The organism is Olegusella massiliensis (assembly GCF_900078545.1).
In the GTDB taxonomy this organism is placed as follows: Bacteria; Actinomycetota; Coriobacteriia; order Coriobacteriales; family Atopobiaceae; genus Olegusella; species Olegusella massiliensis.
Window position 1 is genome coordinate 108,930 of record NZ_FLLS01000002.1, and the last position, 24,941, is coordinate 133,870.

Annotated in this window: 24 protein-coding genes; 1 reads left to right on the top strand and 23 read right to left on the bottom strand. The window is 49.4% G+C overall.

Going from position 1 to position 24,941, the window contains the following annotated elements; all coding sequences use genetic code 11:
• Positions 1 to 66: 66 nt before the first annotated feature.
• The 23 genes from efp to BN4314_RS00850 all read right to left on the bottom strand — a co-directional run bounded on the left by efp (position 67) and on the right by BN4314_RS00850 (position 23,606).
• The gene (efp, locus tag BN4314_RS00740; RefSeq protein ID WP_021735080.1) at positions 67 to 639 is read right to left on the bottom strand and encodes an elongation factor P; all 573 of its coding nucleotides are present in this window, start codon (positions 637 to 639) and stop codon (positions 67 to 69) included.
• A gap of 144 nt (positions 640 to 783) precedes the next feature.
• Positions 784 to 1,650 carry a hypothetical protein gene (locus tag BN4314_RS00745; RefSeq protein ID WP_068539247.1) on the bottom strand — a complete coding sequence of 289 codons (867 nt, stop codon included), beginning with the start codon at positions 1,648 to 1,650 and terminating at the stop codon, positions 784 to 786.
• A 3-nt stretch (positions 1,651 to 1,653) separates the two neighbouring features.
• A complete protein-coding gene (locus BN4314_RS00750; protein ID WP_068539249.1) occupies positions 1,654 to 2,058 on the bottom strand; it encodes a DUF956 family protein in 405 nt (134 codons plus the stop codon).
• Positions 2,059 to 2,257: 199 nt separating this feature from the next.
• The gene (locus tag BN4314_RS00755) at positions 2,258 to 3,235 is read right to left on the bottom strand and encodes a PTS system mannose/fructose/sorbose family transporter subunit IID (RefSeq protein WP_021734947.1); all 978 of its coding nucleotides are present in this window, start codon (positions 3,233 to 3,235) and stop codon (positions 2,258 to 2,260) included.
• A gap of 20 nt (positions 3,236 to 3,255) precedes the next feature.
• A complete protein-coding gene (locus BN4314_RS00760; protein WP_068539251.1) occupies positions 3,256 to 4,065 on the bottom strand; it encodes a PTS mannose/fructose/sorbose transporter subunit IIC in 810 nt (269 codons plus the stop codon).
• Positions 4,066 to 4,077: 12 nt separating this feature from the next.
• Complete coding sequence (locus tag BN4314_RS00765) at positions 4,078 to 5,067, bottom strand: PTS sugar transporter subunit IIB (protein WP_068539253.1); 990 nt, start codon at positions 5,065 to 5,067, stop codon at positions 4,078 to 4,080.
• 592 nt (positions 5,068 to 5,659) lie between these two features.
• Positions 5,660 to 6,778, bottom strand: a complete 1,119-nt coding sequence (locus tag BN4314_RS00770; RefSeq protein ID WP_021734842.1) for a M24 family metallopeptidase — start codon at positions 6,776 to 6,778, stop codon at positions 5,660 to 5,662.
• Positions 6,779 to 6,780: 2 nt separating this feature from the next.
• Positions 6,781 to 8,004 carry a hypothetical protein gene (locus BN4314_RS00775; RefSeq protein WP_082911107.1) on the bottom strand — a complete coding sequence of 408 codons (1,224 nt, stop codon included), beginning with the start codon at positions 8,002 to 8,004 and terminating at the stop codon, positions 6,781 to 6,783.
• Entirely contained in the window at positions 8,001 to 8,555 is a 555-nt protein-coding gene (locus tag BN4314_RS00780; RefSeq protein ID WP_082911108.1) for a shikimate kinase, read from the bottom strand. The genes BN4314_RS00775 and BN4314_RS00780 overlap by 4 nt, the downstream gene beginning before the upstream one ends.
• Positions 8,552 to 9,064: a YqeG family HAD IIIA-type phosphatase gene (locus BN4314_RS00785; protein ID WP_068539255.1), complete on the bottom strand. Its 513-nt coding sequence runs from the start codon at positions 9,062 to 9,064 to the stop codon at positions 8,552 to 8,554. Before BN4314_RS00785 ends, BN4314_RS00780 begins: the two co-directional genes overlap by 4 nt.
• Positions 9,065 to 9,077: 13 nt before the next feature.
• Positions 9,078 to 10,391: an endolytic transglycosylase MltG gene (gene mltG, locus BN4314_RS00790; RefSeq protein ID WP_068539257.1), complete on the bottom strand. Its 1,314-nt coding sequence runs from the start codon at positions 10,389 to 10,391 to the stop codon at positions 9,078 to 9,080.
• Positions 10,392 to 10,403: 12 nt separating this feature from the next.
• Positions 10,404 to 10,817 (bottom strand): Holliday junction resolvase RuvX, encoded by a 414-nt coding sequence (gene ruvX, locus BN4314_RS00795; protein ID WP_068539259.1) that lies wholly within the window; start codon positions 10,815 to 10,817, stop codon positions 10,404 to 10,406.
• Positions 10,818 to 10,878: 61 nt separating this feature from the next.
• Positions 10,879 to 13,518, bottom strand: coding sequence for an alanine--tRNA ligase (gene alaS, locus BN4314_RS00800; protein ID WP_068539261.1), 2,640 nt, complete (start codon positions 13,516 to 13,518; stop codon positions 10,879 to 10,881).
• A 115-nt stretch (positions 13,519 to 13,633) separates the two neighbouring features.
• Positions 13,634 to 14,578, bottom strand: coding sequence for a SigB/SigF/SigG family RNA polymerase sigma factor (locus BN4314_RS00805; RefSeq protein ID WP_082911109.1), 945 nt, complete (start codon positions 14,576 to 14,578; stop codon positions 13,634 to 13,636).
• A complete protein-coding gene (locus BN4314_RS00810) occupies positions 14,568 to 14,960 on the bottom strand; it encodes an ATP-binding protein (RefSeq protein ID WP_021734865.1) in 393 nt (130 codons plus the stop codon). Before BN4314_RS00810 ends, BN4314_RS00805 begins: the two co-directional genes overlap by 11 nt.
• On the bottom strand, positions 14,960 to 15,541 hold the full coding sequence (locus tag BN4314_RS00815) for a DUF948 domain-containing protein (RefSeq protein WP_021734911.1): 582 nt from the start codon (positions 15,539 to 15,541) through the stop codon (positions 14,960 to 14,962). Before BN4314_RS00815 ends, BN4314_RS00810 begins: the two co-directional genes overlap by 1 nt.
• A gap of 58 nt (positions 15,542 to 15,599) precedes the next feature.
• Positions 15,600 to 16,922 carry a replication-associated recombination protein A gene (locus BN4314_RS00820; protein ID WP_068539263.1) on the bottom strand — a complete coding sequence of 441 codons (1,323 nt, stop codon included), beginning with the start codon at positions 16,920 to 16,922 and terminating at the stop codon, positions 15,600 to 15,602.
• 25 nt (positions 16,923 to 16,947) lie between these two features.
• On the bottom strand, positions 16,948 to 18,132 hold the full coding sequence (locus BN4314_RS00825) for a deoxyguanosinetriphosphate triphosphohydrolase family protein (protein ID WP_082911234.1): 1,185 nt from the start codon (positions 18,130 to 18,132) through the stop codon (positions 16,948 to 16,950).
• 137 nt (positions 18,133 to 18,269) lie between these two features.
• Positions 18,270 to 19,451 (bottom strand): SGNH/GDSL hydrolase family protein, encoded by a 1,182-nt coding sequence (locus tag BN4314_RS00830; protein WP_068539268.1) that lies wholly within the window; start codon positions 19,449 to 19,451, stop codon positions 18,270 to 18,272.
• Between the two features lie 14 nt (positions 19,452 to 19,465).
• Positions 19,466 to 19,981, bottom strand: coding sequence for a DNA-deoxyinosine glycosylase (locus BN4314_RS00835; protein WP_068539270.1), 516 nt, complete (start codon positions 19,979 to 19,981; stop codon positions 19,466 to 19,468).
• Positions 19,982 to 20,803, bottom strand: coding sequence for a metallophosphoesterase (locus BN4314_RS00840; RefSeq protein ID WP_068539272.1), 822 nt, complete (start codon positions 20,801 to 20,803; stop codon positions 19,982 to 19,984).
• Positions 20,804 to 20,813: 10 nt separating this feature from the next.
• Positions 20,814 to 22,586, bottom strand: coding sequence for a 1-deoxy-D-xylulose-5-phosphate synthase (locus BN4314_RS00845; RefSeq protein ID WP_068539274.1), 1,773 nt, complete (start codon positions 22,584 to 22,586; stop codon positions 20,814 to 20,816).
• 3 nt (positions 22,587 to 22,589) lie between these two features.
• Positions 22,590 to 23,606 (bottom strand): zinc dependent phospholipase C family protein, encoded by a 1,017-nt coding sequence (locus BN4314_RS00850; protein ID WP_068539275.1) that lies wholly within the window; start codon positions 23,604 to 23,606, stop codon positions 22,590 to 22,592.
• 185 nt (positions 23,607 to 23,791) lie between these two features.
• Here BN4314_RS00850 and BN4314_RS00855 point away from each other — a divergent pair, with 185 nt between their 5' ends.
• Positions 23,792 to 24,907 (top strand): hypothetical protein, encoded by a 1,116-nt coding sequence (locus BN4314_RS00855; RefSeq protein WP_068539277.1) that lies wholly within the window; start codon positions 23,792 to 23,794, stop codon positions 24,905 to 24,907.
• The last annotated feature ends 34 nt before the right edge of the window (positions 24,908 to 24,941 follow it).

Here is a 24,941-nt window from a genome sequence, read left to right on the forward strand (position 1 = left end):
TGCGCCAACGTCTATGCCAACGTGTCACATCAACAACAAACGTCAGCGCACAATCAAACGCAAAAACTAAACGCGCTGAACAAACTTACCCGTACGTGTATCAACCTTAATACGCTCGCCTTGGTTGATATACATAGGCACCTGAATAGTGGCACCTGTCTCGATAGTAGCAGGCTTGGTACCACCCTGAACAGTGTCACCCTTAAAACCAGGATCCGTCTGGGTAATCTCAGTCTCAATAAACATAGGAGGCTGGACGCCAAGAAGCTCGGTATCAGCATAGAGCAGCTGACACGTATCATTTTCCTTGAGCCACTGAGCGTTATCGCCAATGTAGCTAGGATCAACCGTTACCTGATCGTAGGTCTCGTTGTCCATAAAGACATAGTTGATGCCATCATTGTAGAGATACTGCATCTCATGGGTAATAAGCTGGACACTCTCAAACTTGCTGCCTGCATTGCACGTCTGGTTGTTTAGAGTCTTGCCAGATTGCAAATCCTTGAGGGTGTAGCGCACAAATGCACCGCCCTTACCAGGCTTGACATGCTGAAACTCAACAAGAGTGTAGTAGTGATTGTTGAGATAAATACCCATGCCATTGCGGAAATCTGCGGTGCTAATAGTTGTTGTAGCCACTGGTGCTGCCCTTCTTTATTACAGCCTGCCTACCTGCGACAGGCAACTCGCATACGTGTTAACTATACGCCAAGAAACGCAGCGCAAAAAGCCTAAGTCATGGTTTTACACATCTTGACTAGTTTGCTGGCGCGCTCGATAAAGCTAATGACGTTTGCGCCTTGCAGCTTTCTCTGCTTTTTCTTTGGCACGAGCTTCACGCGAAGCTTTAATAAATGCTTCGCCACGACGGCGATCAAACTCTTGCTTGCGCTCTTCAGCCTTCTCAGCCTCAATGCTCTCAAATGCGCCACTAAAGTAGCTCTCTCGCTCCCCTACTAAAAGACCAGCAAGTCGTGCGCATTCAGCAGCTTCAGCAGAATCATTATTGCGTGCCGCCATCCCCAGACGGTCAAGCAAAGATCCAATCTGGGACTCAATCTTAAGTGTTCCTTCGTAGGACTGTTTAGTAGCCTTTTCCAGTGCAGCAACCAAATCAACAATATAGCCACGAGCCTCATCGCCAAGACAAGCCATTTCAGCCTTTGCCAAACGAGCTTGGTGCTTAAGCTGCTCTACTCTATCGGTGCCCATAGCAGCCCCTAAACGAGCAGACAGGGGATCTTCTTCTCCCGCCTTACGAGAATCACGTGCCATCGCAAAAGAAATTGTTGACGCAAAAACGATGAGCAATGCCAACTGTATAAAAAAGCAGAGAAATATACGGTCAAAGCCATAGTGAATAAAAAATGCACCGACTAATAATTCGATTGAAAAATAGGTGGTGCACATACGGGTTACCAAGTTACCAAGAATGGATGAGGTAGTTGGCGTATTAAGGTCATAGGTCATTCGCCGCGGAGATACGCGTGGAACTAAAATCATCAGCACAAGCGCTACAGCAATCATGGTGATAGAGACGGTCTTTGCATTGGCAAGACCAAATCGTGCTGCAACAATATAGGCAATAACGCTAGCCACAATAAAGCTCAAAATGAGTCGTACGGGCTTGTAATACACATTGCGAGCCATAATCTAGCCTCTATCCTTGTTGCCGCTAAAAAAGCCTTTAATATCACGACCTACCTTGGTGGCCCCCAGCTTTAAAACTTTAAAAAATCCCAGGCCACTCCTCATTGCATCTTCAGGCAAATACTTACGCATCGCACGCAGTGTTGCAATGTTATCGCGGGTAGAAAAAGCAAATTTACCGTCTTTTTTTGTATATATCAAAAAGCGCGAGATTTTTTTCTTACCTAAAACCTCGGCTTCAATATGGTCAATTTCAATCCAGGGAATCTGGACATAGTCTTCAACGTTTTTTTCGTTGTAATACTCAAATGCGCGATCGCCTACCATAACGTTGCCATAGGTGCTGATAGCTCGCAGCGAGGTAGCTTTTATCGTCAAATCAACACTGCTATTAAGTGACTGTGCCATGCCAATCCCATCGAACTGCGTAGATTCTAAACAGATATCTCGACTGCTTCTTAAGTAGCGTATATCTTAGCCAAAACACTCAAACAAACCTAACAAAGAAGGGCCGTACCCTCGACTCCTTGTGCCAAAAGGCGCGTCGTGAGTCTTGCAGGGTACGACCCCGTCTAACACAAAGTGACGAAGCTAATCGTCAGAAGACTTACATCAGGCCAATTACGTGGAACACGATGCCGACCACAAAGAGGGCAAGGATGATTACGATGGGCGAAACACCCTTCTTGAGGAGCTTCGCGCAGCCCAAGGTAAGAAGCACTGCAACAAGACCAGGAATCAGGGAGTTAAGCTGATCTTGCAGGGTTGCGGTAGCAACGACATGATAGCCACCATCAACAGCCTGGACGCTACCAACGCTTAGAGCGGAGTTTGCATCAGCAACACCAGCAGCAAACTGATCGGGGGTTACTTGACCACCAGCGAGGCCCTGAGAAAGAGCCATCAGGTTGGGATAGGAAGCCTCAAACTTGTCGGGAGCAACTTTCTCAAGCGTGGAAACCGTCGGGGTAAAGGTAATGGAAACCCAGCGCTCGACGAGGGCGCCGATAACGAACATACCCAAAATAGAAGCGATGTTGGTGATTCTACCCAGCACGCCACCAGAAAGGTCCTTCGTAATCTCGGTACCGAGGTTATAGCCAAGCTCCTGGCTGTACCACAGGAAGGCAAGACGAATTACATTCCACGCCACAAAGAAGAGTAGAGGTCCAACAGGGTTACCAGAAACGGCCATCGAGGCACCAAGAGCACCAAGGATGGGGCGTACGGTGAACCAGAAGACAGGGTCGCCGACACCGGCCAGAGGACCCATCATACCGACCTTGACACCCTGAATGGTTGCGTCATCAATCGGTGTACCGTTTGCACGGTCCTGCTCAAGAGCAAGCGTAACACCAATAACAGGTGCAGATACGTAGGGGTGAGTGTTATAGAACTCCATGTGACGCTTCAGGGCAGCAGACTGCTCCTCCTTAGAGGAGTACAGGCGCTTGATTGCGGGAACCATGGAAAAGCACCAGCCGCCGTTCTGCATACGCTCGTAGTTCCAAGAGCCCTGCAAGAACTGGTGACGCCACATGACGTCGAGGCGGTCCTTCTTGCTCAGAATAATCTTTTCAGCCATTTTCGTCTCCTCTCTTAAAATCAGTAGTTGTCCAGAATGTCACCGAGGGGATCGGTAGATCCACCACCGCCACCACCGTGAGCAGCAGCCTCCTTGAGGCCAACATACAGCAGGGCAATGCAAACACCGATGACACCAAGAGCGATAAGGGTGAGCTGAGAGATAGCTGCAACGACGAAGCCAAGGGCAAAGAAGGGCCAGACCTCGGGAGTAGCAATCATGTTGAGAACCATTGCGTAACCGACTGCAGCAATCATGCCGCCGCCGATTGCCATGCCGCTAGCAAGCCATGAAGGCATTGCAGACAGAGCAGCCTGAACAGCCTCAGCAGGAACGAAGCACAGAGCAGCTGCAGGGACGGCGATACGAACGCCCTGCATTGCGATAGCCGTCATCTGCCAACGGTCGATTGCTGCAAAGTCGCCGCGATCAGCAGCTGAATCCATGGCGTGAACAACAGGAATAGCAATGGTACGAACGACCATGGTAAGGAAGAGGCCAGCAACAGACAGAGGAACTGCTGCTGCAATGGAGGTTGTAATAACATTGGCAACGTTAGCGGCACCAGTCAGACCCTTGACCATGATGATGGCCGAGGCAATGGAGGCCAGAGCTGCATCAGGAGCGACAGCTGCGCCAATGTTTGCCCAACCAAGAGCAATAAGCTGGAGCGAGCCGCCCAGCATGATGCCCTCTGCGGGGTGACCAGTTACCAAGCCAACGAGAGTACAAGCCACCAGAGGCTGGTGGAACTGCCACTCGTCGAGAATGCCCTCCATACCAGCGAAGAACGCCACGATAATGACGAGCACGATGCTAATAAAGCTCACTTTCGACCTCCTTTACTTGCCCTGAGCAGCGAGCTCGGACTTTGCTTTCTTGAGCATGGCTTCGAAGTTCTCGGGTGCATCAGTCGGGACCTTGCGAACGTCAAACTCAACGCCCTTTGCCTTGAGCTCCTCGAGGCACTTAACATCCTCAGGACCCATAGCAATAGCGTTGGTGCAAACAACCTTACCCACGGAGTGGGCCATGGAACCAAGGTTGACCTTCTTGATGTCAACGCCATCGTTGATGGCCTCGAGCACCTCTTGAGGAGTCTCAAAGAGGAGGAAGGCCTTGGTGTTGCCAAAGCGGACGTCCTTGGAAACCTCAATCAGCTTGCTCATAGGAATAACATGGACGTGAACTCCAGGAGGTGCAGCCTGAACAATCATGGTCTTGCGCAGCTCATCTTTGGAGACGCTGTCAGACACGACGATGATACGATTGGGCTGAATGGTCTTGGTCCATGCAGTTGCAACCTGACCATGAAGCAGACGAGTGTCCACGCGCACGTGGGCAAGCTTGATGTGGCCATCACCAAGTACCGTTCCCGGAGGAATAGCACCTTGCGTGGCAACAGGAGCGGCGGCAGCTGCTTTCTCGGCAGGCACAATGGAGTCAGGCTTGCCGTTGATGCCCTCGCGGCCAACCTCAATGAGCTTGCCTGCAAGCTCAAGGGCAGTCTCGCAATCATCGCGATCAGAGACAGCCTCCATAAGCAGAGGTAGGTTCAAGCCAGTAATCAAAGCCCAAGTGGGGTGATCATTGAGGAGCAAAGAAGCCTGGTTGAAAGGCGTGCCTCCCCACAGGTCAGCCAGAATTACGAGCTGCTCTGGATCGTCCATTTTCTTGGACGCCGCAACAAGCTTGTCGCGGTAGTCATCCGGACCCATATCGGGTGTCAGGACACAGGCCTCAAGATTCTTCTCGCCAGGCATAAACATGCCAAGCGTGTCGAGAATCCCTTCGGCCAACTGGCCGTGAGAGGCGACAATAATGCCGATCATCGTTCTCCTTCCTTCAGGACGTGGGCATCGCTGCCAATGTTTACAGGTGCAGAAAGCGGCATACGCATTCCCCCTTTCCCGTACATGTACAAGTTTCTTTTGCACGTGCTCGGTGCTATCTAGCTGTTTTTTGCGTACTTGTACATCAACTAATCATACTTCATACAAATAGTCTTCACAAGTAAGAGCTTCCAATTTTGGAAATGAGTGAGAGATATTTTTTGAGAATATATAAAAGTTTAGTATATATTTTATCTATAGAAATAGCTGTTTTAATGCTAATTTATAGAGTATGGGTACAATATTTATGTTCTAATTTTTTCTTTTATCGTCGGCTAACTTAGTCCTTTTTTCCAATCAGATAAAAATTAACCGTAAAAACACTTGACTCTTTTAAACATTAATGAACAAAACTATTCAAAATAGCACATCAAACAGTTGTTTTGGTTTTTGATATCAACATGTGTGCACACATTAGTTTGTTTACCTCCTATTTTTATATCAAAAAGAAGACTGCGCAGGTGATACCTCATAAAAAAGCCGCGCAGTAAAGCGCGGCTTTAAATACAGTATTGATTGCGGCAAAGTAAACCTAGCCGACACACATCAACTCATGGCTGATACGACTAAAGGGATGGTAGCCCTGCTCGTCTACCAAACCACAATCCTCAATTCGTACGCCAAACTTACCAGGCAAATAGATACCTGGCTCAACTGTAATAACCGAACCAGCGCCAATCACATCAAGGCTACGACGGTTGAAGTTGGGCTTCTCGTGAATCTGAATTCCAACGCCATGACCCAAACCATGACCAAAATACTCGCCATAACCAGCATCACTAATGAGCTTGACTGCAAGTTCATGGATATCGCGACCTATAACGCCTGCATGGATGGCACGAGCGCAACTTTCGTTTGTCTGACGTACGATATCGTAAACCTTACGAGCCTCATCGCTGGGCTTGCCTACACAAACCGTACGAGTCATATCAGCATGATAATCGTGGTAGGCCGCACCATAATCCAGCACAACCATGTCACCATCCTTGAGCACATAGTCAGAAGGTTGCGCATGAGGATTGGCACCATTAGGACCTGCAGCAACAATACTCGCAAAAGACAGAGCCTCAGCACCATGAGTAAGCATGTATCCCTCAAGCTCTGCTCGCAGCTCAAGCTCGGTCATACCCGCATGGATATACGTGCAAATATGCTCAAAAGCATCATCAGTAATACGCTGAGCCTCACGAAGTAGCGCCAGCTCCTCATCATCTTTGACAACACGCAATTTGGCAGCAATATCATCGTGCATGCGAGGCAGCGTACAATCAACGCCGCTATGCTTCAGCTCCTCTTGGAGCTCGTCAAAAAACCCTAAAGAGATTGAATCTTCAATACCTACGGCGAAAACGCCCGACTCAATAATATGGCGGACCACCCACTCTGCAGGACTTATGACATCCTGATCAAGTTGCCAAGGGCCACCTGTGCCCAAACGATTCACAAAGGTACCAAAGTAACGCGAGTCTGTATGTAGCCATAATCCTTCAAGAGTAACAAAAGCTACATGGGCAATCTCGTCATCAAAAACACGTTCAGCACCCGTCAACCAACGCAGATCTGGATTATTGCGTAATACCAAGGCATCAAAACTTGATTCACGCATCCACTCCCGCAGGGCAGCAACCCTCTTGGCATACCTGTATTCCATCTTTACTCCTCAACCCTATGCACCGCACACCAGGCACTCACATGTTCTTTTAATAGATCCTCATCAACATTTGCGAGACGTACACGACCCAAAGAGCGTGGAAGGCCGAGCAGAAAACGCGAACTACGTTCAAATGAGATTGCCTTGAGCGCAGCAATCATCTGATCGGGGTCAACTGTCGCCTGCAACAGGGGAAGTTCAAGTTTTTCAAGCAGCTCATCAACGGCGAGCACATCATCAATAGCAAAGTCTGATTGCGCTGCAGCAAGACGTGAAGCAAAGCGCATGGATTCAGCCAGCAGCGTAGATTCAGGAACATTCGCAGGCAGCAAAGTTTTAAGGGCGCGAACAAAAATACTGCCATGATCTACGGACTGGCGTACTGCAGCCGAGGTAGCAGCCACTAGATTGCCACGCGACTTGAGCGTATCAACGATCTGCAACGAAAGTGTTGGCAAATCACCTGTAACGATATCGTCAGCTCGATCCCAGAGCGTCGAAAAACTTCGCTCGGAATCAGCAAGCGCTGACTGAACCATCAAGGCACGCATATGCATGGCAGACTCACAGCTCAGATCTGCAGTGAGAAAGTCAAAGTCAATAAAGGCATGTTTGGCCTTGCCAGCAAAGCGAATAAGCTCTTCTTTGCCAGCAACATCCAAACCAAGAGGTGTGATAAGGCCGCTTGTGGCGGCAAAAAGATTACAAGGTACACAGCACAGCTCAGTTGCGCCACACCAGTTTGTGCTCACATAGGCAGCAAGACTCATCAAGGTGGAACTGCCTACCGCACAGATCAAATCATCAGAAGTAATACAGGCCTGGGCAAGGGCTTCTACCAATAAATTTACTGATGCTATAGAACGCTTGGTATTGGTGGGCAAATCGTAGCGCGCAACAACAAAGCCAGCATCGGTCAGCTCACGACGCGTTTCCTCAACAAGTTCGGCAGGGCTCCCCTCTTCTACAAGCAAAAGGCTCCTACGCGTAGTGGTAACTGAACCACGCATAACATCACCCATCGAGACGATGGCAGCTGAGCCTACACGCACATCGCAGGAGCCTTTAATCAACGAAATCCATTGGCGAATAATCTCGGCTTGAGAAGAAAAAGATTCTTCTGAGGTAGAAGAGCCACCAGACTCAGATATCTCCTCAACCACACTATCCTGCTTGATTGCATCTTGGGTCTTGAGTTCAGAAGTTTCGTTGCTTATCTCACTCACAATAGCCCCTCTTCCCACAAAAGACTTGCCGCCTCACTCGCAACAGCATCAAAAGACTTGCCCCGAATATCCACTACATAATCGGCAATCGCTTCGTAGAGCGGTCGGCGTCGCCAATACAGAGTCTCTGCTTCTTGAGCTGTTCTAAAATCAGGCCGCCTCTCGGGATGCTGAATCTGGCGCAATGAATCATCAAAGTCGCCATCCAGAAAAACGATTGAACCCATTTCTTTCATCAACTGACAACAAACTGGTCTCTCGATAATGCCACCGCCACAACTCACTAACAGAGACTTTCTGTGCTTTAGATTTTTTAGCACAGCTTCCTCAGCACGGCGAAAACTTGCTTCACCATCTTGTTCAAAGATTTCGCAAACCGACTTGCAAAGTTTTCGCTCAATTAAACGGTCGGTATCAACATAGGGACGGTGAAACATTTGCCCGAGATTGCGCGCAATGGTTGACTTTCCCGCACCGAGAAAACCGATGAAAAAGATATGGTCGCAGCCCTCATGGACAATATAGCCTGCAGCTTGTGATGAGCAACTCACAGCTCCTCGGCCTCACCCTCGAATTCTTTACCATGCAAAATCAGCGCCTCGAAAAGACGAAAGATGTGAGTGTACCAAAGGTCAGTACGGCACTGAGGACGCACAAGAATAGTGCGCACACCAGCAAGATTACCTGCAATGACATCGGTCATAACTTGATCACCAATCATTACGGCTTGCTGCGCCTCTACACCTCCCCTACGAAGAGCTGCCTTAATGGAGCAGGGAAAAGGCTTCATAGCATGATGAATAACATCGCTTTTTAGTTTTGCCGCAGAAGCTTCAACAGCGGCGCTATGAATATTATTCGATACCATGCAGATATGCATACCAAGGCCACGTGCATGGTCAAACCACGCCATGATTTCGGGAGGTGCTACCTTGGAATCACGTGGAACCACGGTATTATCTCGATCAAACAGAATGCAGCGAATGCCTTGGCTATAGAGCTCATCAAGGTCAATGTAGTCTATGCGCGCGACATAACGATACGGATGAATGACTGCCATCTTGATTCCCGTCCTAGGAGCTCAGATGCTCGTTGTAAGTTTTGGTATGTTCAGCCTCTGTCTTGGAGAAGTGCTCAGCCTTTTGAGTAATCCAGAAGTACAGATAATCTGTTGACGCAGGTTCTAGTGCTGCTTGAATTGAAGCAAGTGAAGGCGAGCAGATAGGTGTCGCAATAGAAACCCCTTGGTGATCATAAGAGTTGTAGGGACTATCTTGGTGGTTTTCCTCGGGCTTCTTTATCTCGTGACCCAACGCATACGCCATCGTGGTATCGCTTTGCAGCGCCATGCCAGCCTTTAGGCGATTATAAAAAACCGAAGAAATATTGGCACGTTGGTCGTCCTTAATGGCTTCCTTCTCAATAATGGAAGCAAGTTTTAAAAGCTGATAATCAGATAATTCAACGTTGTAGTTACTCTTAAGTTTCTTTTTTGCAGCATCAAAGTCCTGCTTGGAAAGTTCAGATACATATTGGTCGAGCATAGTGCGGATAACGGCATCTGCAGATGTATCTTTGCCATCAAAATTATATGTTTTGGGATAGAGATATCCTTCAAGCGAGTCTTGCTCAGTTGCAGCAGCCTCCTTAAGGAAGGCATAATCACCTGCATATTTGGAAGCCTTTGCCTGAGACATAAAATCCTTGGCAGGAATCTTAAGCGTAGCTTCAACATAGGCGGCAGTTTGAGCCACAGTCGAGCCTTCTGGAATGGTTACGGTATTGGCAGAAGCATTAGGCCCAGCGATCAATAGATCAATGACATTTTGATCTTTACTGCCTGTAAAGAAGTTATAGGTACCAGGCTTAAGCTTGGAATCGGCACCCTGTTGTTTTAAGGCATTGGCAAAACTCGCCTGATCGCTGATAACACCGGCATCAAGGAGCTGCTGAATAATCGAAGCCGCACCAGAACCTTCGGGAATGGTAATGGTAACCTGTTTTCCCGTCTCAACCTGGGGAGTCTCGGGCTTAGTGAGGTCTTTTACCATGGGCAACACAAAGATATAAGCCGCACCAAGAATAAGCGCAACCAACAAAAGACTTATGAGTATGCGTGGCCAATGAGCTTTGTTTGGCTGCTGTCTGCCATGAGTACCATTGCCCAGGTGCGCCTGAGCAGCACGAGTGCGCATACCATGATGCCTACGCTTACTGCCTTTTGCAACATGACGTGTAGCTGCGACACTACGCGATGAAATGGTACCCGTACCCATTATCTTGGCATCAGAATCATCTAAGGTAGGCAGTTTTGACGACACTTTGGGGTTTTGCTTTGTTGCGAAATGAGAGCCCCTGCGCCGGGCCTCGGAGCTACGATCTGCCATCGACTCGCCCTTTCAGTCCTTCCTGGCATCCAGCCAGGTTTGGAGAAATACTGATGCGGCAACCATATCAACCATTCCCCGCATCTCTTTCTCACTTCTCCCCTCCTCACGGAGGATACGCCTTGCTTCCTTAGAGGAGAGTCTTTCATCAGCAAATTCCAAGGGAAGACCGCAGCTTTTGGCAATACATTCTGCTTGAGCAGTCAGACGAGCGGCTTGCATGCCATCCTCTCCTGCCAAGGTAAGAGGTCGGCCACAGACCAATACCTCGGGCTCATAATCTTCCAATACGCACCGAAATGTCTTTGCATGACCCAGCACTTCTTGTGTTGGCAGAACTTTGACAGGAAAGGCGAGAGTGCCGCTCGCATCGCTTGATGCAATACCTACACGCACCTCTCCAATATCCAGTGCCAAAGCTCTCATGTAAGCGACCTTTCAGACAAGTCCAACAGCACGATGCTGCGAGGCTTGTAAATACGTATATTTATGACCTAAGCAACTGCTGGGCTTTAGCAAGTGCTGCATCAATACCAGCAATATCTGCACCACCAGCTTGAGCCATGGCAGCCTTGCCACCACCACGACCACCGACCAGACCTGCAATCTCACGGATTAGCTTGCCAGAATCAAAACCAGCATTCACAGCAGAATCACTTGCTGCCGCAAGAAGCGCAACTTTGCCCTCGGGAGTAGCCGAGATAAGCACGCAGGCAATTTCAGGCTTGTGAGCGCCGTCACGAATGCTATCCCAAACGGATCTCAAATCACGACCACCCACACCATTAAGCTTGGCAAAAACGCAACTATAGCCCTCAAGTTCAACGGTTATCCGATCAGCATCAGACACCGTAGCCTTTGCCTCACGTGCCTTCTTACGAGCATCAGCCAACTCTGCGGTCAGCGCTGCAATTCGAGCAGGAACATCGCTTGCCTTGCACTTCAGCGCCGCAGCTGCTTCATCAAGTACTAACAAACGCTCGTCAACATAAGAAATTGCGCCCGCAGAGGTCACAGCTTCGATACGGCGGACATTCGCACCTGAAGAACTCTCAGAAATAATCTTGAAGAAGCCTAGATCGGCAGAATTATGAGCGTGAATACCACCGCAAAGTTCACGACTGAAGGGCTGATCTTCTTTACCAACAGATACCACACGAACAACATCACCATATTTTTCGCCAAACAAGGCAATAGCGCCTGCTGCCTTTGCCTCAGTGATGCTCATAAGCTGTGTCACAACAGGCTTTGCAGCAAAGATTTCGGCATTGATAATGCCTTCAACGCGACTAAGCTGATCTGCGGTCAAAGCTTCAAAGTGAGTAAAGTCAAAACGCAGTTTATCGGGAGCCACCAGCGAACCAGCTTGGCTCACGTGCTCGCCCAATACCTCACGCAAAGCAGAATCCAATAGGTGGGTTGCGGTATGGTTGCGGCGAATAAGCTCGCGACGGCCGTGATCGACCGTGGCCGTTACTGTAGAGCCTAAATCAAGCGTGCCTTCCTCAACCATGCAGGTATGAGCAACGATGCCACCTTCATGATGCTTGGTGTCATTAACACGCAAAACAGTGCCATCAGCGGTTTCGAGATAGCCAGTATCACCGACTTCGCCACCCATCTCGCCATAAAAAGGCGTAGAGTCGAGTACAACTTCAACCTCACTACCAGCAACAGCTTGCTCAATCTCTGTGCCCTCAGCAATCAAAGCAATCACCTTGGCACCCTCAAGGCACTCGTGGTCATACCCCACAAACTCGGTTTCGGGCAAACGGTCTGAGAGACTCACCCAGATGCTCGCAGCTGTAGACCAAGCATCGCGATTGGCTGCAGCACGCGCACGCTCACGCTGATTGGCCATGCACGCGTCAAAACCATCCATATCAATGCTTCGACCCTGAGACTCACAAATCTCACGCGTCAGATCAATGGGGAAACCGTACGTATCATGCAGACGGAAGGCTACAGAGCCAGGTAAAACCTCATCAGTAGCAAGCTTGTCAAGCTCAGCGACAAGAATTGCTTCACCAGCATCCAGCGTAGCCGAGAAATGCTCTTCTTCGGCACCAACAATGCCATCAATAAGTGCTTGCTGCTCAGTCAATGCGGTATACACATCACCCAAAAGACGAGCCACTTCGTGGGTATAGGAAGTCAAGAAAGAGCCATTGATACCCAACAGGCGACCATGGTAGACAGCACGACGAAGCAAGCGACGCAAGACATACCCACGGCCATCGTTACCTGGCAAGATGCCGTCACCAATCATAAAAGCTACCGCACGACTATGGTCAGCCACAATGCGCAGACTGCGATCAACCGCATCATCTTCGCCGTAACTCTTACCCGAAAGCTGCTCGCCTACGCCAATGAGCGTACGCAAAACATCGCCTTCATAGTTGGTGTGTTGATGCTGCATGATGGCAGCAATACGCTCGAGACCCATGCCTGTATCGATATTACGGTGAGGTAGGTCGGGCATCGAACCGTCTTCTTGACGGTCATATTGGGTAAACACAAGATTCCAAAACTCAAGGTAACGATCTCCGTCGTCCCCTGGCGTCTCACCATCAAACTCGGGACCTTGATCAAAATAAATCTCAGAACAAGGACCGCAGGGGCCCGTAGGACCAGCCGCCCAGAAATTATCTTCCTCGCCTAAGCGCGAGATATGATCGTATGCCACGCCCTGTTTGTGCCACAGTTCGATGGCCTCGTCATCGTTCTCAAAAACCGTCATATAGAGGCGATCGGCAGGAAGGCCCAGATGTTCAGGTGAGGTAATAAACTCCCAAGCCCAAGCAATAGCATCGGCTTTGGAATAGCCACCAAAAGAAAAATTGCCCAACATTTCAAAGAAGGACAGGTGGCGGGAATCGCCGATATTATCGATATCATTGGTACGTAGACACTTTTGGCAAGATGTCGCACCAATCTCATGCATAGTCTTTATGCCTTGGTAGTACTCCTTGAACTGATTCATGCCCGCATTAGCAAGAAGCAACGAGGGATCCTCAGGAACAAGGGAAGACGAGGGATAAAGTTTGCAGCCCTTGCCTTCAAAAAAACGTAGGAAGTCCTCGCGGATTTCTGCAGTGGTCATATACTTTCGGTCAGACGTGCTCATGGATTGTCTTCCATTCATCAATCGGATGCCTGTGCAACCCTCACAGTATATGCTGTATCAGCGCTTCTGCAAAGAAGAGTGCTAAACCTACAAGGGTCACAAAACCCACCATTTACTATTTTTTGGTCTTTTCTTCTGATGTACCTTTAGGTTTGGCTTCGATGCGCTCCTGCATTTTGCTCAAAGTGCGGCGAAGCAAACGTGAAACCTGTACCTGAGAGATGCCGAGCTTTTCGGCAATTTCTACTTGCGTGAGACCTTCAACAAAACGCATGCGCACAATATCGCGCTCGCGAGGCGAGAAGTCTGTCATCACTTGCTCAAGCAACATACGATCGTCGGAACCCTCAAGGTCTTGGTCAATCGTGACATAGCGATCGATAACAGCTGCCGACTCATCATCTTCATTCTTGCCTGACTCCAGCGGCACTGAGTTATAAGCGCTCGAAGACTCCATAGCTTCCAGTACTTCATCCACCGTAGCGCCCACATGCTCAGCAAGTTCTTCTACCGAAGGAGAATGCTGCAGTTCGCGAGTTAAGGTCTCGGTAGCTACAGAAACCTTTTGGGAAAGCTCTTGTAGACGGCGAGGCACCCTCACTGACCAGCCCTTATCGCGGAAGTGACGCTTAATCTCTCCCATGATGGTAGGTGTGGCATACGTCGTAAACTCAAGACCACGATCGGGCTCAAAACGGTCAATCGCCTTGATAAGACCAATGGTGCCCACCTGAATGAGGTCTTCCAATGGTTCTCCGCGGTTCTTAAATTTGGAAGCCAAAAAACGTACCAAGTTGAGATGATTGACGATAAGCTGCTGACGAGCGTCTTCATTGCCCGCACGATACTGAGCAAAGAGTGCTCTTGTGCGGTCGCGATCCCAAACGGGGCGTCCACTCACACGAGCACGCGCACGAGCACGACGACGAGCAGAGCGTGCCTCATCTGTCGAACTAAGCTCCGACAAGGGCACATGAGAGCTGTCAGGCTTGTCTGCGCCCGCGCCCAAAGCCAATTTTGACTCACTGTTCGCAGTAGAAAAAGTTTCGTTACTCGACATGTGCCGTCCTCTTCACGAGGTGTAGATATGAGCCTTCATCACTGTCTATCAGAGAAAACTCATCACACACCGCCTCAAGAAGAAGAGCTACCAAATAAAGGTCTCCTACAAGTTCAGCATCGCCCTCTTGGTCAAGAGGTGCTTCCTGAAGACCAAGGTCAAAGTCGATGGTGACCTCATTGGGTGCCAGCCCAAAATTGATGCCACAAGTCTTAGGCGCAGTTGAGCAAGCATACACAAAGCCTTCCTCGGCAGCCATGCGCACATCTTCGATATCATCTACCGACATACCACACGAAACTGCAAGAGTTGCTGCCAGCATGCGAACAGAACGCGCATAGTGGGGCTCTGCGGGGACATTCAAACGTACTAAATCCTGCATTATTCCTGCTCCTCACAAGTAGATTTAGCTGCTGTGTCATAGGTCACATACCCACTAGCTGCCTGTGTTGGCACAGACTCAGAAGCAGTCTCGTTTGAATTGGTAGCAGACGGTTCGGATTCAGTGGTATCAGTCAAGCGTGCGGGTTCGTGGGCAGCATGCAGAGCGTCTGGAGCAGTCTTGTTCTTTTTACCAGTAATTTTGTTGACTAATCCTGCAGCAGCAGAAGCAGCATGATCAACGACCTCACCAGCAGCAAGGGTTGCATTAGAAGCAGCGCCTGAGACATTGGACATATCACTCAAAATACCATCAAGCTCTGCCAAATTGGCATTCAGTAAATCCACTGATGTCGTGGCCTTGAGCAACATAGGATTGACATGCTTCATAGAAGGCTGTAAATCGTCAACCATACCATCAGCCTTAGCGATAATAGGCTGGACTTGCTCGATAGCCTCATGTGCAGAATGTGTAACTTCCTCAACAGCGCTGCGAGTTTTGCGCAGCGTAAGAGCAAGTTCAACAATGGCCCAGATGCCTGCGACAACCAAGACGATGAGGGCAATCTGTAGCGGTTCCATTTAAGCCTCCAAATACGGTGACTGCCATATTGAGCACATTCTACCCAACTTGGCCGTACTACTTGTCTGACTGTTCTATACGGTCACGTCCTGTTGCCTCTATACGCCATGCCTCCCAGCCACGTGTGCTTGGCGTATAAAAATCACCTTTTTTCAAACCGTCAGGCAGATATTGCTGTTTGACCCAGCCTGCAGGGTAGTCATGTGGATAGAGATAGCTGCCATATTCATCGGAGCCAGGACGATGACGGTCACGCAAATGACTGGGTACTTCGCGGCGGGGACCCTGCCGTACTTCGGCTAAGGCGGCATCAATACCTGCTTCAGCAGCATTAGATTTGGGAGCTAAGGCGTTATAGATGGCTGCCTGTGCAAGATTAATACGACATTCAGGATAGCCAATCACTTCTGCTGCCTTAAATGCAGCTTCTGCCACAAGCAAAGCTTGCGGATCAGCGTTGCCAATATCTTCAGATGCAGCAATCATAATGCGACGGGCAATAAATTTGGGATCTTCTCCCCCATCAATCATCCGAGCCAACCAGTAGAGTGCCGCATCAGGATCCGACCCACGCATAGACTTGATAAAAGCCGAAATAATGTCGTAGTGCATGTCGCCAGATTTGTCATAGGTCAAGCCTCGTCGAGGGTTGGCATCCCGTACATGCTCAAGGGTAATAGTAGAGGGCACTTCGTGAGTACCTGGATTGCTCATCTGACTTGCAAGCTCTAAGCTGGTCAGCGCAGCGCGGGCATCGCCACCCGCAAGTGTAACAATCTCTGTGAGCGCCTGAGGTGCCAAAACATACTTTCCCGCAAGGCCATTTTGACTCGTTAATGCGCGAGTTACGAGCTCACGAATATCTTCGTCACCCAAAGGATGTAGCTCGATAACTCTTGAGCGACTAATCAGGGCAGAATTCACTTCAAAAAAAGGATTTTCAGTAGTAGCACCGATAAGCACTACTGTCCTGTCTTCCACAGCGTGAAGCAGAGCATCTTGCTGTGAACGATTAAAGCGATGGATTTCATCAACAAACAAAATCGTGCGGCGTCCAGAACTTAACAGACGACTACTTGCAAGCTCAATCTCGCGACGCAAATCTTTGACCGTGCCCGTGATTGCTGAGACTTCAACAAATTCAGCATGAGTGGTATGAGCAATGATGTGTGCCAAAGTTGTTTTGCCCGTACCTGCAGGACCATAAAAAAGCACCGAAGAGAGGGCGTCGTGTTCAATGGCGCGGCGTAGCCAACTCCCCTCGCCTACCGCTTCTGTTTGTCCCACATACTCAGCAAGAGTTTGCGGACGCATACGAACAGCAAGCGGCGCATTGAGATTGCGCTTATAACGTTCTATGTCAGAAAAAAGAGTATCCATATCTTTAATAGTAACGCACTACGCGCTAGGGTAAGGCGTTCTCAAAATAAGTACGACGGGGAAAGATTTCGGCAGCCTCGGGAAAAAGTGCCTCACAGCTGGCCATAAAGTACTCATCTGTCATGGAAGAAATAAAATCCATCACCGTTAGATCGAGATCATCTTCCCAATGATATGCATTGCCATAAGGTGCCAGATGACGACATATAGGCTCGATATGCTGAACAAAAATGGCAGAACTGGTATCACCCGATTTGAGCGCCTCCAGCTCGTGCATATACAGATGCGAGAAAAAATCCTCAATTGGTCCTGCAAAATCGCCATTGACCTCACTGGAGGTATAAATCTTTGTCGCATTTTCACGCTTTGCCCGGCGCAGCTCCGCAAAGCCCTGCTCACTCATCTCAATTCGATCTTTGCCAAAACTATTCTCAACAACATCAGCAATAAAAGCAGAAAGTGCCCAAGAATTATAAGCACCACCTAAGCCATCATCAAAAGTTTCTTCACTTGCAAGACCTGCACGGATAGCGTCTTGGCGATCTTTACCTATATAGGCAATCATATCGGACACGCGCACAACGCAACCCTCAAGTGTCATCGGACGCATATGAGAGATAACTTCATCACCGCGCTCCCAACAAGAATCGACAACACGATCAAAGGTGTCAAAGCTCGTAAGACCACTCGTCTCAAAAACTTGCTGTTCAAACTCGCCATTGTGACAAATGACTCCATCGAGGGTTTGCAAGGTAAGATTGCGCCCACCCAGCACATCAAGTACCCGCACACTCTGAACATTATGGCGAAAATAGCGTCCCGTACGTTTATGGAAAATCGCATCAAGGTAGTGTTCTCCAACATGCCCAAAGGGGGTATGTCCAATATCGTGGCCCAATGCAATAGCCTCAATGAGGTCTTCGTTAAGGCCCAAACCACGGCCAATATCACGAGCAACACGACCTACTAATTGCACATGCAGACCGCGACGAGCCAAATCGTCATCTGCGCGAAAAGAAAAGACCTGCGTCTTACCTGCAAGGCGATTATACGCACCCATGTGCATGATTTTTTCGATATCACGTAAAAAAGCAGGACGAAGAGCCGTGTCACGATCACGATCAGAAAGGTCGCGACGGATTGCTGAACTATTTTTACAAGCAAAAGGCGACATCTGACCCGATGCGCGCAAATCGGCAACGCGAGCCATAGTTTCAGCAGAAATTTTAATGGGTAAATCGGGTGCAAGACGATTAATCCGAGTCTCTTTTTCTATATCCACAGGCCCTCCTCAGGCTCAATATTGTTTGTCTAAAAAAAGTATAGACGCTCACCAAGACAGCAGAATCAGTACGTCTGGAATATGGCTTCCAAACGGCGAGCAATGGACTTGTGAGCTGCATCCCCTGGCAAACCGCTGTTACCTCCAAGAGCACGCAGGCGACCTTCCATAAGCTCACACCCATCTACAAGACGCATCTGATCATGAGCTGCAACATTGGCTTCAAGCATAAAAGACAAGCTCCCAAAGCAGCTGCGAGGGTGAGTTGGCGAACTTTCCTCATCATGCCAAAACGGTGTCAATACCCAACAAGGAGTATGTGGCCACACGCGCGCAATTTCAGCGAGAAAAGCTCTGACATTGCGCGCAACTTCTCGCTCTTGACACGGCTCATGACGCAAACTCTCGCCAAATGACACCACAATGCCTGCAAGTGAAAGCTTTGCTTCACAAAGACTCGCGGCCATGCCAGGCTGAAATACCTGGCCCACGATACCTTGATTAAGCAAATCCCAAGCATTGGTACGCGCAAGTCGCGCGGCCCAGGTGCGTGCAGGATCTCCCGCTGCCAGTCCTTGAGTAGCTGCATCACCCATAACCAGCAAAACTGGACGCTTATCCACAGCTTTTAGATAGGTGCCATCACCAAAAAGTCGGCGAATTTCTACTGCGTAGAGGCAGGGTAGCCACAGACGTACATGATGTGTTTTTCCTAACCCAGGAAGCGCCCTTAAACCAGCTGCTGCAGCTGTCGCAGAATCACTGAGCACAAAACTCACTAGACGACAAGGATCAAGGCGGAGCTGTCTTTTTGTCGCTTTCTCGTCAGCGGAATCTTCTGAGGAGGATAATTCCTCAGCAGTTGGTATACGCGGCTTGCCCCATGAGGGCAAAAGCCATCTGCCGTCAACCTCACAAGAAACACCGTCATAGTTTTCATTGCCCATAGCAGCAGATGCGACCAGTGCCTTTATTCCACCCCAAAGTGGTTCAACGCGCAGCTCAAGAGCAACTTCATGAGAATCTGTCTCAAACTCAAGACAAATTCCTGCACTCGTACGCCCCATTTGACGATACAGCCCTGGATGCCATGCTTGACAACTACCGAGAGCACGCTGTTGTACGGGCAAAAAACGCACTGGCTGTTTCCAGCCAACATCTTCTTCATATAAATCGAGTGCGCCATGCAAAAAATCTGCTGCTGGCGCTTCAATGAGCAGTGAGCAATATTTTTCATTCTCAATCATCTGTATCAGACTCACTACAACTCACCCGCCTCATCAGCGGCAATGCGCACTGGCTCCCATGCCACAATTAAATCAGCAAGACGCATACGCGCATTAGCAGGACTTGTCGATGGCAACTGAACACAGGGTAGACCTAAGCTTGGTTCAATCAGCTTGCGGTAAAGACGTGTCGCTGTAGTTCCCGTGCAAAATACCTTTTGAATGGATGCACAATCACAAATGCGACGCAAATCATTAGGCACGGCATTTGTGATAGTTGAGTCTGCAGCACCCGAGATATGACAACTTGCTAGCACATCATCAATAGCAAGACGATGTCTGCGACAAAAATCGCGACGCTCAGCATCAGTGCTGGGTTTTTCTTCCTGCCAAAGAGCTGCGATGACCGGCCAAAAGCGATTGCGTGGATTAGCATAGTGAAACCCCAGCTCACGCGAGAGCGGACTGGGCATCGTACCAAGCAAGAGTACACGGCTTTGCTTATCAAAAATTGGTGGCAACGGATGGGTCACCAACTGGGAGACTTGCATTTATTCGTCCTTGCCCACAGGCTCGTAAAATTCCGACCCATCATCAAGACGTAAGAAAAGCAGCTTGCCAAAACCATAGCCACCCGCACAACCCGAATCGATATCCCAACGATCGGCAACATTGCCCGTCTCTGCACAGGCTCCCACACGCACCATGCGACCCAAACCATCCTTATCAGCGCCGCTGCGATCAGGGCGGTCAGCCATGCCATCTAAATAGGGAGTAGGCGTATGACCTGCAACAACAATGATACCTTTGCCTTCTTTATCCACAAGACCAGTAGGATGTCCCCAAAACTCCTGACGCACCCACATCAATGCTTCGGGGTTCTGCTTGTCTACAATGGCGTGAATGCGGTCTTCATCACGAGCATTCACATCAAGTGCCGTTGCAGGCACAGGAATGATTGGCTGAATACCCGCATGGGCAAAGAGATAGAGCTGCTCCGAAACACGGGTATAAGCAGAAAGTGGCAAGGCACGCACCCAATCAAGCAGGTCCAGAAGCTCTTCTTTGGGCAGAGTCTCGAGTTGCTCTTTGGTAGTACCGCCTCCATTTATTGCCCAATTAGCAAAATTGCTTAGCTCGCTAGGGTCGTCGTAATAGGCAAGCATTAAATCTTCGTGGTTGCCCATCAGCACGGTAGCTCCTCCATCGGCAAGCCCGCGACAAATGCGCAGGACAGCCAAGGGATCAGGTCCACGATCAATCATGTCACCCAACATAAAGATATGATCATCGGCAGCAGGCGAAATACGGTCGAGTAGGCGCTCAAGCGTCCTTGCATGACCATGAACGTCCGAAAAAACATAGGTCGCCATCGCTACCTCCCTACTCGCTTTGCATCTTCTCCAATTGAGAGACAATATCTGCAGCTACTGCTGCTGGCTCCAAATGATAACGCTGACGCATAACCGCCGCTGGCATACGATCAATGAACTCTTTGGTGCCGCCAAAGCAGATGGTTCGCACCTTAGTGTGACCAAGATATCGTGCCACCTTTTCGCCAAAACCACCAAAAAGAATGCCGTTTTCAAAGGTTGCAACTAAATCGTGATTGCGAGAAATATCATCGAGTAAACGCCAATCCAATGCTGAGTAGGCTGTGGCCGAAATAATCGTGGGATCTATATTGCTGGCAAACTGCAGTTCATGTGCCACTTCACCAAGCAAATCAACCGCAGGTCCAAGACCTAAAAGCGCCACTTTGCTACCGCGTTTGAGTACATCATAGCGAGCCACGTCAGCCGTGGTAAATGCCTTTGGGGTTTCAATGCCCATGTCGGCATCAGTAAGTACATGGTCGGGCACACGAATAACCACGGGTCGATCATTTTGATCAATTGCCCAGTCCAGCATTGCCACGTATTGCTCTCGACTTGCTGGAGACAAACAAGTCAATCCTGGAATATTGCCTGTAAAGCCAATATCAAAAACGCCAATATGGGTCGAGTCCAGCGATGAGAAGCCTCCTTCAAAAACGAGGATAACCACGGGCGCATCGTTAAGTGCGAGATCAGAAATCAGCTGGTCATAGGCCCTCTGCAAGAAGGTCGAATGTACAAAAAAGACTGGTTTTGCTCCGCCGCGAGCAATTCCCGCACAAAAACTCACCGCATGCTGCTCACAGATACCCACATCTACGTACTGCTTGCCTGCCGCCTCGCGAAACTCCACAGGCAAGCCACAGCCACCAGGTGCTGCCGCATTAACAATAACAACTGAAGGATCGCCTTTGAGCTTATGTGCCATAAACGAGCGGGTAATTGCACGGTAATCAAGTTCAGGAGGCAGAGGATGTGTGTCTGCTGCGAGTATCGAATGTGAAGCCTCGCGATGCTGCTCACCCCAAGCCCACCCTTTGGATTTAGTGGTATGGATGTGGATTACGATGGGATGATCGATATCTTTGACCTCATTAAAGACGCGCACAAGCTCAGCTACATCATTGCCCTGCTCGACATAACGATAGTCCAGCCCAAAATCACGGAAGATATTGCGGGTAGAGTTCCCATTGCTTGCGCGGAGCTCGGCAAGTCCCGCGTACATACCGCCCGTGTCTTCCTTGATAGACATCTCATTATCGTTAAAGACAATGATAAGACCGCTGTCCAGCTCCGCGGCATTATCCAAACCCTCAAAAGCCTCGCCGCCCGACAAGGCACCATCACCAATAAGGGCCACCACACGGTTGTGCCCACCCATAAGATCTCGAGCTTTTGCCAAACCACACGCAAGACTAATTGAAGTTGAAGTATGACCACAACGGAACAAATCATGTTCACTTTCAGCAGGATTGGTAAAGCCAGAGACCGAACCATAGCGTGCAGGATTGGTATAGGCATACGCACGACCCGTCAACATCTTGTGTGTATAGCTTTGATGAGACGTATCAAACACAATTTTGTCGCGTGGTGAATCAAACACATAGTGTAGGGCCACCGTTGCCTCGACAACAGCCAGATTCGAACCCATATGACCACCAGTCTCGGTTACGGCCGAGATAAGGGTCTCACGAATCTCTGTTGCCAGGCTCCGGAGTTCATCAACCGTAAAGGATTTAAAGTCCTCCGGCCCTTCGATCCCCTCGAGCAAGGATGGCATTCCTCAGCTCTCCCCTCCATCGTTAATAAGCGTTGCTGCAGTCTGAGCCTGCACGTACGTTTCAGGCAAATCATCTGCGACTACTTCACCGCTGAAATTAAGACCGCCCGTCAAGAGATTGGCCGCCCTCTCATCAAAATCAGTCGCAAAGAACGTCCGTATTGCACTCTGAACGCGCTCCTGCGCTGCTCGATACAAATCCCAAAAGCCCTCACAACGTAATTTACCCGTAAAAGGGTCGGTCCAAGTCGCACGCTCACGATTGTCAAAATCTGATGTAGCCTCAGCACGAAGACGATGCGCCATCGCACGATAAAGCGAGTAGCGCTGGTGCGAAAATTTTTGCTCAAGCTTGCCGAGCAACTCGCGCTTAGCGACATATGGTGCCCAAAAGAGATGCTGCACCAAACGGAAGGACTTTACCGCGTGCGTAAAGGTATTACGTGGCAAACTGCGCCCATACGTCCAACGAATAGCGTAGGAGTACATCTTGTCGATTGTGGCGAGTGTGGCGTCACTTGCACGCAGGCATTCCTTCCAAGGAATATGTTCCTTAACGGTGACGCCTTTGTGTGAGAAAAGCACTGCTTCATCGAGGTCGCGTTCAATCTCAGCATGGACACGACCACCATCGCTGCGGTCAAGTTCTGGAATACCTGCATCACAGATGCCGTACTGCTCGGCAAATACCAACGGATGAACTGTAGAATCCAGTAGGTAATGACACAAAAAGCCAGCTGCATAGGCCTCTGCAACATGACGCTCAGCAAAAGGCAAGGTAGCAAGCGAATCGTGCAATGCCAAAAGAAGCTGCGCTGGGCGTAAATGATGCATGAGTTCGCCAACATCATGCGTACGCGAGTCAATGAGCGGATCAGCAAGCAGATAAAACAAAGGATCGGGGCCTTGGTTTCCCAGCAAAAAAGCATCGTGCTCATCAAAGCTTTCAAAGCCAAGAACCGATGAAACTGCTCCGAGCGAATCTTGTCCAAAAAAATCATGCGTAAGAATAGCAGGCATGGATATTCTCCCTCCATCAGTGTGAGGTTAGCGCATGTTATACCAACCGCACAATCAAAAGGAAGCCAGACGGCCAATGCACACGGTAGGCGCACGCTTGGCCGATGTCTTAAGCTGGACTCTTGCACAAAAGTAGGACAAACGCCTAATCTCAATTCAGCGAACAACCATAAGAGGGGTAGCCTGTGAGCAACACTCAGTTTCAGCAATATCAACAGTCAGCTATCGAAGACGCTTCAGGTATCAACTTAGAAGAGCTGCGTAAGCTTTCGCCCATTGCCTGTGTTGATCAGTTAGAACGTGCGGCAGCAACAGGCGATGTTGCGCGCATTTCAAATCTATATAGCGCGTTAGGCACAATCACCGGTGATACACATCCTTTTATCTATGAGAGTTGGGCGCTTGTATTGGCGCTGCGCTATGCGCAAGTCGAGGCGGCGCGTGAGTTACTTACTCGTGAAGTAGACTTGCTTGCCTCTCCCCGCCACCCCCATTGGGCTGGGGTTTTGTTGCACTCCGATGAGGCACTTACCCGTTTTGCTCTCACGCGGCGTAGTGTAACTTTTTTGCTCAATCCTATGGACCCTACTGTTGCTACCGAAGTTTTTCGTCCCTCCCATGATCATGAGCAGCTATGCGGTGCACCATACGAAACAAATTTTGATATTGCGCGTTGCTGCGCAACTGTACTTACCCTTGCCCAAGAAGCGAGGTTTTCCGCAACGGTATTTTGCGATTTATTTCGTGCATCATTGGTCCGCGCCTGGCATGCTTTGCGCCATGACAAACAAGATCAAGAGATTGCGCGGGAGTGTTTAACGCTCTGTCATCACCTACTTGAATTGCATCGCTTACATCCTTATGACCCACATTTTGGTGATGAGCGTCTCCTTGAGCTGATGCGCAAGATGTTTGTCCCCCGAGGCAGCATACGTGTCATGAAATTTATCTGTATGGAGGAACCCTCTGCGTTTTTTGCGGCACTCGAGGAACTCAGCTGGCTACGTAAAGATTTTGAGCTGGTACAACAACTGGCCCAGGCAATTAATCTTTCTGCTGCAAAAGATGCTCGTGAAAAGCAAATCGCCTATTTGCTTGAAGTGCTCGCGTCAGCAGGCGATATGGATCAGGTCAAACGCTGGTCAAGTTTAGCTCAAGTCGGCATAAAGGAACTCCGTCGTGCACTCGATGCAGCCTCACGAGCGGGCAAAACAGAACTTGTTGCCTGGCTGCTGAGCGCCATTGCCACAACAGATACAGTAGCTACTCCCAATTCCTCATTAAACGACCTTCTCCTATAGTCGACCGAGGCGCGAAAGACTATTGATTCTGTTG